The sequence below is a fragment of the Gracilibacillus timonensis genome, from assembly GCF_900086715.1.
In the GTDB taxonomy this organism is placed as follows: Bacteria; Bacillota; Bacilli; order Bacillales; family Amphibacillaceae; genus Gracilibacillus; species Gracilibacillus timonensis.
In genome coordinates, this window is the sequence record NZ_FLKH01000012.1 from 449,612 (window position 1) to 461,328 (window position 11,717).

Sequence of the window (11,717 nt, forward strand, 5' to 3'; positions counted from 1 at the left end):
GGTGATCAGCATGCAAATACAGACAAAATATTTTGGAGAAACAATGATTAAGCAAGAGGAAATCCTCACATTCCTTCAAGGGATCCCTGGATTTCCCCAAGAAAAGCAATTTGTTCTGCTTCGCTTTGAAGAGGCCGGTCTATTTCAAGTATTGCAATCTACTAATTCGGAGACGTTAGCCTTTGTCGTTGTCAATCCTTTTTTATTCGTGGAAGATTATCAATTAACACTAGATGACACGATTCTGGAACAACTGGCTATTACAAAGGAAGAGGATGTCCACACTTTGGCGATCGTCACGGTCAAAGATCCATTAACGAAGAGCACGGCCAATTTACAAGCACCGATTATCATCAATCACTCCAATCAGTTAGCCAAACAATATATCACCAAAAGCGAGCAATATACACCACGTGAACCAATCTTTCAAACACCTTCTCAGAAAGAGGTGGATTAAGATGCTAGTGTTAACAAGGAAAAAGAATCAAGCGATCCAAATTGGCGAGGATATTGAGATCAAGGTGATTGGCATCGATGGCGATCAAATCAAGCTAGGCATTTCCGCACCAAAGGATGTCGAGGTGCACCGCCAAGAAATCTATCAGGCGATTCAAGCGGAAAATAATACCGCCGCTAATCTCTCCGAAAATATTTTCGATATCCTAAAAAAAAATCAACAAAATGACTAAACATTCTAGAAGCGTGAGCCGATAGTAATAGTAGGAGCTAGTTCTAGTGATCGGCGGCCGCTTTCACTACAACTAGTACATACCACAAGGATGTGGAAATTGAACTTACTCAAGGAGGAAATTTATTATGATTATCAACAATAATATCCCTGCGTTAAACACACACCGTCAGCTAGGGATCAACCAAGGCAACATGCAGTCTTCAATGGAGAAATTGTCTTCAGGTTTGCGTATCAACCGTGCTGGTGATGATGCGGCAGGGCTTGCGATTTCTGAGAAAATGCGTGCGCAAGTTAAAGGTTTAGATCAAGCTAGTCGAAATGCACAAGATGGTATTTCTATGATTCAAACGGCTGAAGGTGGACTAGATGAAGTACATTCTATTCTACAACGCATGCGTGAAATTGCCGTTCAATCATCGAATGATACCAATGTTGAAGTCGATCGTGGAGAATTACAGAAAGAATTTAATCAGCTTAGAGAAGAAGTAAGTCGTATCAAAGATAAATCACAATTTAATACCCAAAATTTATTAGATGGTACTGCTGGTAATAGTGGAACAGTTAAATTTCATATCGGCGCAAATACAGGAGACGGTATTGATGTTGATTTTACTACTGAGGGTGTGAATTTATCAGGTGTAGTATCTGAATTAAGTGGTCTTAGTATCTCTGGGCAAGCAGATGCAGATACTGCAATAAGCGGAGTTAATGCAGAGATTGAAAAGGTTTCTGCTGGACGCTCTTACTTAGGTGCAATGCAAAATCGTTTAGAGCATACAATAGCTAATCTAGACAATTCTTCTGAAAACCTATCTGCTGCAGAATCTCGTATTCGTGACGTAGATATGGCAAAAGAGATTATGGAGATGACTAAATCGAATATTCTTTCTCAAGCCTCTCAGTCTATGTTAGCTCAGGCTAACCAACAGCCACAAGCTGTGTTACAGTTACTTGGATAATAAATGGTTATAAGAAGGAGACTCTAGCTTTGCTGGAGTCTCTTTATTTTGTGGAAAAGAAGGTGAGAGAATGACATTCGATTATAATATTACGATTCCAGCACATTATAATATATATACTGGAAATTATAAAAGAGAGCTACGAGTTGATTTTTCTATTCCAGAAAATGATAAAGGCGAAATTACTGGGATATTACTATTGGTACCTGGATTCGGTGCCACTATTGATTCAAACGTTTATAAAAAAATGAGAGAAAAGTTCTCAGACGATTATAATGTTGTCGCTTTGCAATGTGAATACTTTGGAAGTAAATATATGCAAACAGCAGAGAAAGTGATGGGTAAAAAAGATAGTAATGATAAAGAATTAGCTAATCAAGAAATGGAACAAGCTAGTAAAGACTTAAAAAGGCAGATTCCAGTAAATATAAATGGACCATTTAAGGCAAAGATAGATGAAACTATAGAAGATTTCAATGATATGGGGTATATGCAAGCAATTGATTTAGTAACGGCAATTGAAGTAGTAAAGACTATCTTGAAAGAAAACCAAATCGTTTATAATGAAACAAGAGTAATAGGATATGGCCATTCTCATGGAGCGTATTTATTGCATTTAAGTAATAGATTAGTTCCTAATTTATTCTCATACATAATTGATAATTCTGCATGGATAGAACCCATTTATCTAACTTATAATCGATACCTTAATCAGAGAATCAATAATACTATTGTAAATGTGGAGTTCGATTACTTAGCCAAAAAAATTATTAAAGAAAAGAAAAATCTTAATCTAAACATAATTTACAAATATTATAAACCTAGCACACAGATCATTTGTTTTCAGGGAGATAATGATCTTTTGGTTGCCTATACCGATAAAGAGAAGTTGATTGCAACGTTAAAGAATGCAGAATTTGTATTAGTGAAGAAAGAAAATATTGACAATGAAAAGTATTATTCCAATTCTCATGGTTTAGCAGCGGACTTTTTAAAGCTATTTGATTACGCTATGACATTTGAACAACCTATATCCAAAGTAGAAGAAAGAAATGTACAATATAAAGTTAAATTTGGATCCATTATGTTTGAAGTGGATTATAGCAATGGTTTGCCAATTTTTTTATGCATAAAGTAATATTTTTATCTTACAGTATACAAGTTAGTAAAGTTCTGTTGATATATTATCTTATTTTATTACAAGTGTTACTTTAATATTTATAAAATAATCCGATATATGTGGTAAGATATTTAACTGGGGGACTTACGATGAAACTAATTGTAAATGAAAAGAACATTGATACAAAGGAAATAACAACAGCAACTCAAATGGTTGAAAAAATTCAAACATTAGCAGATGACGATATAATTAATCAGGTAACAATTAATGCTCAAGATGTATATGACGATTTTGAAGCTTATTTGGAACAGCATTGGCAAAGCATTGAGTATATAAAAGTAATAACACAGTCAAAGAAGCAGTTTATCAATGATACATTATTGACAGCAGAGAATTATTTAGATAATGCAGTGGATTTAGTACAAGAACTTTCTAATAATTTTTATCAAAAGCCAGGAGCAGAAGATTGGAATCAGTTTCAATATTTCACAGAAGGAATTACATGGTTTTCAAATATACTAGTAACTATCGATTCTTTAAAAGAGCGTCCTAATAATTGGAAATGTTATGTTGACCAATATCATAAATTGGAGGACGGAATTAAAGAGTTAGCAGAGGCTGTAGAAGCTGACGATGAAACTTTAATAGCTGATATTATTCAATATGAAATGATTCCAATTTATCAGAATTTAAAAAAATTAATCTCAAATACAATAGATACTGAAGGATGTCGACCTCATGCTCATTGATAATAAAAACTATTTAAGTGTCAAAAATCGTCCGTTATTACAGTTGCTGAATGAAACTACCACTGATGAAGAATTTGTAGAAATAGAGATGGCCAAGTCTGAGCAGTTAACCTTAAAAATAAAACAGAATGACTCCTACAAATATGTACATAGTAAATATAACCCACTAATAGAGATAGATAAATTAGTTAACCAATTTGACTTGATAGAAGGTAAATCACATATTTTATTATTTGGTTTGGGAATGGGTTATCATTATACGGCACTTAAAAAGAAATTTCCGCATGCCACTTTTTCTATCTATGAACCGGATTTGTTAGTGTTGAAAAAGTTATTATCGCATATTTCATTAGAAGAATTATTTGGTAAAGATAATGTCACCATAGTGGTAAAGGAAACAATGGAATCTAGTATTCAACATTTATTACAGTCACATCAAAATAAAATAGAAGTCTTTGCACTTCCGTATTACCAAAAGAATTATCAAGTGGAACTAGATAAATTATATGCGCTTTTAGTAGATCAATTAAAAAATACAAAAAGTAGATTAGTAACTAATTTATCATTCCAAAAACGTTGGACAATTAACGCAATTAAAAACTTTCCAACAGTATTAAAAACACCAAATATATTAAGGGATATAGATGAATCAGTTTTTAAAGGAAAACCAGCAATTATTGTATCGGCAGGTCCAAGTCTGAATGAAGAGTTTGAGAATTTAAAGTATATAAAAAAGCATGGTTTAGCTTATATCTTTTCGGTAGGATCGGCGATTAATGCGTTGATTGAAAATGATATTTTACCAGACGCCATATGTACCTATGATCCACAGGCTCACAATTATAAAGTTATTCAGAAAGTGAAAGATCGGAACATAGCTACTATCCCATTGATTTTTGGAAGTACCGTAGGGTATGAAACCCTATTTGATTATCAAGGCCCCTTGTTGCATATGATCACTACTCAAGACACCATTGCACCTTATTTGTTACAAGATGAAAAGGAAATAGATATGGTTAATGACGCCCCTTCGATAGCGTTAGTTACTTATCAATTGTTATCTAAATTAAAGGTGAAAACCATTTATTTAGTAGGACAAAACTTATCTTTTAAAGATAGGTATCGATATGCAGCAGGGGTAGAATACCAAACTGATCAGGTTAGTGAGGATAAATTAATACCTGTAAAGAGCGTGAGTGGTAAAACCGTATGGACGGAAGATGGGTATAATAGGATGCGACAGACACTGGAATTATATATTAAGCAGACTACTAGCGTAAATGTATACAACACAACGAAAGATGGGGCAGCAATTGAAGGTGCTTCATTTATACCGCTCTCTAAAGTAATCAATATGCATTTTACTAACCAATCTGAAGTATCTGATCAATGGTACCATGCAGAACCGCATTATGAACGTAATCATATATTAGATCATATGAATAATCTAGCATATTATAAAAATATATTTATGCAAGACCTAACAGATACAATGAAAATGATGCGTCATATCTATCAATCAAAACACCACTATCGAGGTAATAATGGAAAATTGGAAAAACAGCTTGCCAAATTTGATAAAAAATTTAAAAAAATTAAGAAAAATAGATTTAATCAAACTTTTTTGTCACCTATGCTTAGAGTACAGCTGGAAAATTTGGTAGCATCATCTCAAGAAATCAAACAAGAATCAGATAACATGAAAAAAATTGATCTGTTTTACAATCGATTTGGTTCATTTTTATCTCAATTAAATCATTTAATGCATGAAGTAAACGAATACTTTGAAGAATTAAGAAACAACGAATTGTTCGTAGAGAAAGAAGTGAGCAAATAATGCAATTTGAAAATAAAACGATACTTATTACCGGTGGAACAGGATCATTCGGAAAAAAGTTCACCAAACGAATATTAGAAACAAATGTGAAAAAGGTTATAGTATTTAGCCGTGATGAATTAAAACAATATGAAATGAAGCAAGAATTTGATGATGATCGGTTGCGTTTTTTTATCGGCGATGTCCGTGATACAGATCGACTATATCGTGCCTTTGATGGAGTAGATTATGTCGTACATGCGGCTGCGATGAAACATGTGGAGGCATGTGAATATAATCCCTTTGAGGCAGTTAAAACCAATATCAATGGTGCTCAAAATATTATTGAGGCAGCAATAGATAAAAAGGTAGAAAAAGTTGTTGCATTAAGTACAGATAAAGCGGCTGCTCCTGTTAATTTGTACGGAGCGACAAAACTTGCTTCTGATAAATTGTTCGTCGCTGGTAATTCCTATGCAGGGGATAAGAAGACACGGTTTTCCGTTGTAAGATATGGGAATGTGGTGGGAAGCAGAGGTAGTGTAGTTCCTTTTTTTAAAAAAGTGAAAAGTGCTGGGATTCTTCCTATTACAGATGAAAGAATGACACGATTCTGGATCACGCTAGATCAAGGAGTGCAGTTTGTCATAGAAAGCTTTTATAGAATGCAAGGCGGAGAGATTTTTGTTCCGAAGATTCCTAGTATGTCTATCATGAATCTAGCAAAAGCAATTGCGCCTGAATGTGATTTGAATTTTGTAGGGATTCGACCAGGTGAAAAACTTCATGAAGTGATGATTACTGAGGACGATGCAAGACGAACACTTGAATATGATAATTATTATGTGATTCAACCTGAATTTCCATGGTGGGGGAAGGAAAATGGCAATAATGGTCAGAAGTTGCAAAATAGTTTTAGGTATAGCAGTGAAACAAATCAAGATTGGTTAACGGTAGAGGACTTACGAGAACTTGTATATGATAAGGAGTAATGTTCATCATGAGTGATCATTCATTTATTCCGTATGGAAAACAATCATTAGACGAAGAAGATATTCAGGCAGTGGTTAATGTGTTAAGAAGTGATTATCTAACTACGGGACCAGCAATTAATCAATTTGAGGAAGCCATCGCTGCATATGTTGATTCTAAGTATGCTGTCGCTTTTTCTAGCGGTACAGCTGCGTTACATGGTGCCTGTTTTGCCGCTGGTATTACAGAAGGGGATGAAGTGATTACCACCCCTATGACATTTGTAGCTAGTAGTAACTGTGTTCTATATCAGGGGGGGACACCGATTTTTGCTGATATTGACCCTGTTACGTATAATATCAATCCCTTAGAAATTGAAAAGAAGATTACGAATAAAACAAAGGCGATTATACCAGTGGATTTTACCGGACAGCCATGTGAATTAGAGGAGATTATTGAAATAGCTCGCCGTCATAAGCTTATTGTCATTGAGGATGCTGCTCATGCACTTGGTGCCACTTATCGCGGGCAGAAGATAGGATCAATTAGTGATATGACCATGTTTAGTTTTCATCCAGTTAAACATATCACAACAGGAGAAGGCGGGGTTATTACAACCAATAATAAAGTATATTATGAGAAACTCTTGGCATTCCGCTCACATGGGATCACTCGTGACCGTTCTCAAATGATGGATGATCATGGACCGTGGTATTATGAAATGCAGTTTTTAGGATATAATTATCGGATGACGGATATTCAAGCAGCTTTAGGAATTAGTCAGTTAAGGAAATCAGATCAATTTTTAGAACGACGAAAAGAAATTGTGGAGAAGTATAATTGGCATTTTAAAGATATAAAAGAAGTTGTTATACCTAAACAAAGCGCATTTGTTGAGTCTAGCTGGCATATTTATGTTCTCCGTTTTTGTTCGAATGTATTGCAGGTAAGTAAAGCTAAATTATTTAATGAACTTAGGAATTGTGATATAGGGGTGAATGTGCACTATATTCCTGTTCACAAACAGCCATATTATAAAAATTTAGGTTATAATCAATGTAATTATTTAGAAGCAGAGCACTTATATGAGGAAGCAATAACTCTGCCATTATTTCCAAGTATGACTGATCAAGAAGTAGAGTATATTATCCAAACGATTAAGCGGATAATTTCGACCAATAAACGAACCAAAGTAGGCGATGAGGAATGAAAGTCGTTGCAATCATACAAGCAAGAATGGGATCTTCGCGACTTCCCGGAAAAGTAATGAAAGAATTACAGGATGATACGGTACTTTCTCATGTTATTCGTCGAGTAAAGCAATCAAAATGGATTGACAAGATCGTAATTGCTACGACCAAAAATCAGCAGGATCAACAAATCGTATTGGAAGCAGTTAAGAATCGTGTAGAGGCATTTCAGGGAGATGAGTCGAATGTCTTGGAAAGGTATTTCTTAGCTGCGAAGTATGCTCAAGCAGATGTTGTTGTAAGAATAACCTCAGACTGCCCATTAATAGATCCATATGTAATTGATAAGCTAGTTAAATGCTTTGATGAAAATAATTATTTGCTTGTAACAAACGCAGGAGCTGATACGACATTGAGAACCTTCCCAAGAGGTTTGGATGTTGAGGTATTTTCATTCGAAGCTTTAGAGAACTCGTATCAAAATGCTAACCTAGATTACCAGAAGGAACATGTGACTCCTTATTTATATGAGAATGAAGATAAGGTATACTATTTTACAAATAAGTTCGACCATTCGGATTATAGGTTAACTTTAGATACATTTGAAGACTGGAAGCTTATTGAAGAAATATATCATGAACTTTATCACGGTAACCATAATTTTTATATGAAAGAAATTATAGATTTATTAAAGAGAAGACCATTGTTAAACTACATAAACAAACATGTAGAGCAAAAGAAATTAAAATAATTGGAGCTAAAATGTAATGCGAATTTTAATATTCACAGAAGCAAGTTCAAAAATTGGTCTAGGTCATTTTATGCGTTGTAGTGCTTTATATGAAGAGGTTTTGAGCAGAGGAATAGAAACAGAAATCATACTAAATGCTGATTATGATTTAGAAATTTTTAGAGATCAGAATATTAGTCTGTTTGATTGGTATGATATCAATGTTTTAAAAGAAACGTTAACGGAACAAGATCTTTGTATTATTGATTCCTATACGGCTTCTCTAAAGATATATAAGTATATTGCTAAACATTCTAGTTTAATCCTTTCTCTAGACGATTTTAATAGAATAGATTATCCAAATGGAATTATAGTACAACCTAGCATAGAAAACGAATTTGTTAATGATGACGGATATCTTCAAGGGTTAGACTATACGATACTTAGAAAAGAGTTTAGGCTTATTGAACAAATAGAAAGAAAACAAAAAGTAACAAGAGCTTTAGTCATGTTGGGTGGTACAGATATAAGGAATATGATTACAAGTGTTGTTGAATTCCTGTGTACTAATTATCCATATATTATTTTCGATGTTGTTAGCAATACGGAAGCAACCTTGGAGTCTTTATATCATAAATCGTATGATAATTTAAATATACATAGTGATTTGCAGGCAAGTGAGATGAAAAAATTAATGGGAGAAGCGGATTTTGCAATTAGTGCTGCTGGACAAACGCTATTTGAACTGATAGCAACACAAACACCATTCATTCCAATTAAAATGGCTGAGAATCAACAGAATAATATAAACTTATTAAAAAACAATTCGATTATAGATGATTATTTAATTTTTGACGAATCATGTTTTTTTAATGGCTTAAGAGATCAAATTAAAAAAAAATTAGATATAAATTTACTTAATCAAGAAATAAATAAATTACATTCTAAGGTTGATGGTAAAGGTAGTAAAAGAATTATTGATCATTTGTTAGCTAAAATAAGGTGAGGAGTATAATTCTTTTGAGAGTAAATAAAAAATGTAAATTCAAGTTAATCTCTGTAACAATGGACGATTGTCTCCTTTTATACAATTGGGTTAATGACAAGGAAGTTAGAAAAAGTGCTTTTAATACAGACAATATTTCATTAGTTAACCATATAGAATGGTTAAAAACGAAATTGCATTCTGACAATACTTATATGTATATCTTATATGGCGATCAACAACCAATTGGTCAGATTCGGCTTGACACTGATTTTGATAAAACAATTATTAGTTATAGTATTGATTTGAAATATAGAGGGCTGGGTTACGGTACTCTATTACTTAAAGAAACAATAAATAAAATTAAACGTGATAATTTACCTGTCAGATCACTGATTGGAAAAGTGAAAAAAGATAATATTGGATCTAGAAGAACCTTTATGAAAGCAGGCTTTATCGAAATTGAAAAAGAATATTATTTTGAATATTCATATATGATGGAACACTTTTAAAACATATTGTCTCGTTTTAAAAGTGAAAGTTTTGAAATGTATACTCACTCACATTATAGCTAAAGAAGGGAATTACATGATAAAAATTGACAAACACTTAATACATAAAAAATCTTCTGTTTTTATTATAGCTGAGTTATCAGCGAATCATGGTCAGGATATAGATATAGCCAAAAAAACAATGGAAGCAGCCAAAAATGCTGGAGCAGATGCAATTAAATTACAAACTTATACTGCAGATACAATGACTATTAATTCAAATTTAGATTACTTTAAAATAAACACAGGTACATTGTGGGATGGTAGGACCTTATATGATTTATATAAAGAAGCATATACTCCATGGGAATGGCATCAAGAACTATTCGAATATGCAAAAGAAATAGGCATAGTAATATTTTCTAGTCCATTTGATTACACCGCTGTAGATTTGCTAGAAGATTTGAAGACTCCAGCATATAAAGTAGCTTCTTTTGAAATAACAGATATACCGCTAATTAAATATGTTGCCTCTAAAGGGAAACCAGTAATCATTTCTACAGGGATTGCAACGCTATCTGAAATAGAAGAAGCTGTTCTTGCATGTCGAGAAATGGGAAACAATCAAATTATATTATTGAAATGTACTTCTGCATATCCTGCAAAAGTTGAGGAAGCTAATCTGCTAACCATGCAAAACTTGAAGGAAACGTTTGATGTGGAAATTGGCTTGTCAGACCATACTTTAGGTCATTCCGTACCGATTACATCTGTTGCACTAGGAGCAAAAGTAATCGAAAAGCATTTTATTTTGGATAAAAGTATTGGAGGACCAGATGCTGCTTTTTCTTTAGATCCAGAAGAATTTGCAGAAATGGTTCAGTCTGTCAGAGAGGCAGAGAAAGCGGTCGGAAAAGTAGATTATACATTAACTAAAAAAAAGATTAATAATCGAAAGTTCTCTCGTTCATTATTTGTGGTGAAAGAGATAAAAAAAGGTGAGAAATTTACTGAGGAGAATGTTCGATCTATTCGACCAAACGATGGTATTGAACCTAAATATATCAATGAGATCCTCGGTAAGCAGGCGACAACAGATATATCATTTGGTACTCCTTTGACGTGGGATAAAATAAAGTAATGATAGATGTAGAACTTAACTATGTTTTTGGTATTTATATATAGATAATTACACCTCCCAATTCCTGGCTGAAAAGCATTATTTATTTGTAATTAATAATTTATTCGATTGTTCATAATAGTTAATTCAGAAATCTGAGTCGAAAACTAAAATGATATGAATTGCTGAAAGTAGTGAAGTGCATAGAGAGTCTACTCCAACAGAGAATGGCTTTAAGAATGCCAAATTTAGAGCGAAAATCCAGAAATATAAGTAAGTGAATTCCTATCGTATGTAATGAAGAGAACATTAATTTTGAAACCAAAATAATGATCACATGTAACACATCATTTTCTTATACAAGACTACAGGTTCATAATGCAAAGCACATTTCACCTGTAGTTTCTCCGCTATAAAAGTATTCCTTTTCAGTCACAAACAAACTGCATTTTGCTTGCGAAACCACGCTTGAAATCTTGCCCGAGTAAGCGGATAATCCTCTGTCTCCACACGATTCTCCGTAATATTTGTTACCTTCATTAGCAACACCTTATCCTCATGCCTGGTTCCTTTTTTGGCATAATTGACAAGATACAAGATGGCGTTCAAATCCTGTGTCACGCTCCAAAGGCTGGTGAACTTTTTCTTGTTTTTGTGCATATAGCGATTGGGATGGCTGGTATGCGGGTTTACCGTTTGCGATTCTTCACAGAGTAAATATTCGAAAATGATATACGTTCCATCTCGTTTTTGCTGAATCCTATCAAAGTTAATTGCGGCGGTTACATCGCCATTCAGCATCTCTTGGGCAAAATCAAACCCGCTAGTATCATCCATGCCTAAACGTTTGCTTGTGGACAAATGATCATTCCTTTCTTGGTGAATGGTATACAA

Annotated in this window: 13 protein-coding genes; 12 read left to right on the forward strand and 1 reads right to left on the reverse strand. The window is 33.7% G+C overall.

Translation table 11 applies throughout. The features are described 5' to 3' along the window. The first annotated feature begins 10 nt into the window (after positions 1 to 10). The 12 genes from fliW to pseI all read left to right on the forward strand — a co-directional run bounded on the left by fliW (position 11) and on the right by pseI (position 10,844). Positions 11 to 457 carry a flagellar assembly protein FliW gene (gene fliW, locus BN6556_RS13160; RefSeq protein WP_066192272.1) on the forward strand — a complete coding sequence of 149 codons (447 nt, stop codon included), beginning with the start codon at positions 11 to 13 and terminating at the stop codon, positions 455 to 457. 1 nt (position 458) lies between these two features. Then, on the forward strand, positions 459 to 689 hold the full coding sequence (gene csrA, locus BN6556_RS13165) for a carbon storage regulator CsrA (RefSeq protein WP_066192275.1): 231 nt from the start codon (positions 459 to 461) through the stop codon (positions 687 to 689). Positions 690 to 816: 127 nt separating this feature from the next. Then, positions 817 to 1,650, forward strand: a complete 834-nt coding sequence (locus tag BN6556_RS13170) for a flagellin N-terminal helical domain-containing protein (protein ID WP_066192277.1) — start codon at positions 817 to 819, stop codon at positions 1,648 to 1,650. A gap of 70 nt (positions 1,651 to 1,720) precedes the next feature. After that, the gene (locus BN6556_RS13175) at positions 1,721 to 2,788 is read left to right on the forward strand and encodes a DUF2920 family protein (protein WP_066192279.1); all 1,068 of its coding nucleotides are present in this window, start codon (positions 1,721 to 1,723) and stop codon (positions 2,786 to 2,788) included. A 131-nt stretch (positions 2,789 to 2,919) separates the two neighbouring features. Further along, positions 2,920 to 3,519, forward strand: coding sequence for a hypothetical protein (locus tag BN6556_RS13180; RefSeq protein WP_066192283.1), 600 nt, complete (start codon positions 2,920 to 2,922; stop codon positions 3,517 to 3,519). Next, on the forward strand, positions 3,509 to 5,356 hold the full coding sequence (locus BN6556_RS13185; RefSeq protein ID WP_066192286.1) for a motility associated factor glycosyltransferase family protein: 1,848 nt from the start codon (positions 3,509 to 3,511) through the stop codon (positions 5,354 to 5,356). Before BN6556_RS13180 ends, BN6556_RS13185 begins: the two co-directional genes overlap by 11 nt. Next, a complete protein-coding gene (gene pseB / locus BN6556_RS13190; protein ID WP_066192287.1) occupies positions 5,356 to 6,327 on the forward strand; it encodes a UDP-N-acetylglucosamine 4,6-dehydratase (inverting) in 972 nt (323 codons plus the stop codon). The genes BN6556_RS13185 and pseB overlap by 1 nt, the downstream gene beginning before the upstream one ends. 8 nt (positions 6,328 to 6,335) lie before the next feature. Continuing rightward, complete coding sequence (gene pseC, locus BN6556_RS13195; RefSeq protein ID WP_066192289.1) at positions 6,336 to 7,517, forward strand: UDP-4-amino-4,6-dideoxy-N-acetyl-beta-L-altrosamine transaminase; 1,182 nt, start codon at positions 6,336 to 6,338, stop codon at positions 7,515 to 7,517. After that, positions 7,514 to 8,248 carry a cytidylyltransferase domain-containing protein gene (locus BN6556_RS13200; protein ID WP_066192291.1) on the forward strand — a complete coding sequence of 245 codons (735 nt, stop codon included), beginning with the start codon at positions 7,514 to 7,516 and terminating at the stop codon, positions 8,246 to 8,248. Before pseC ends, BN6556_RS13200 begins: the two co-directional genes overlap by 4 nt. A gap of 16 nt (positions 8,249 to 8,264) precedes the next feature. Continuing rightward, positions 8,265 to 9,233 (forward strand): PseG/SpsG family protein, encoded by a 969-nt coding sequence (locus tag BN6556_RS13205; protein WP_066192294.1) that lies wholly within the window; start codon positions 8,265 to 8,267, stop codon positions 9,231 to 9,233. A gap of 14 nt (positions 9,234 to 9,247) precedes the next feature. Continuing rightward, positions 9,248 to 9,724 carry a GNAT family N-acetyltransferase gene (locus BN6556_RS13210; protein WP_066192296.1) on the forward strand — a complete coding sequence of 159 codons (477 nt, stop codon included), beginning with the start codon at positions 9,248 to 9,250 and terminating at the stop codon, positions 9,722 to 9,724. Positions 9,725 to 9,800: 76 nt separating this feature from the next. Then, a complete protein-coding gene (pseI, locus tag BN6556_RS13215) occupies positions 9,801 to 10,844 on the forward strand; it encodes a pseudaminic acid synthase (RefSeq protein WP_066192299.1) in 1,044 nt (347 codons plus the stop codon). A 411-nt stretch (positions 10,845 to 11,255) separates the two neighbouring features. Here the strand turns inward: pseI and BN6556_RS13220 are convergent, their stop codons facing one another. Then, positions 11,256 to 11,684 carry a hypothetical protein gene (locus BN6556_RS13220; RefSeq protein ID WP_066192301.1) on the reverse strand — a complete coding sequence of 143 codons (429 nt, stop codon included), beginning with the start codon at positions 11,682 to 11,684 and terminating at the stop codon, positions 11,256 to 11,258. Positions 11,685 to 11,717 lie beyond the last annotated feature (33 nt).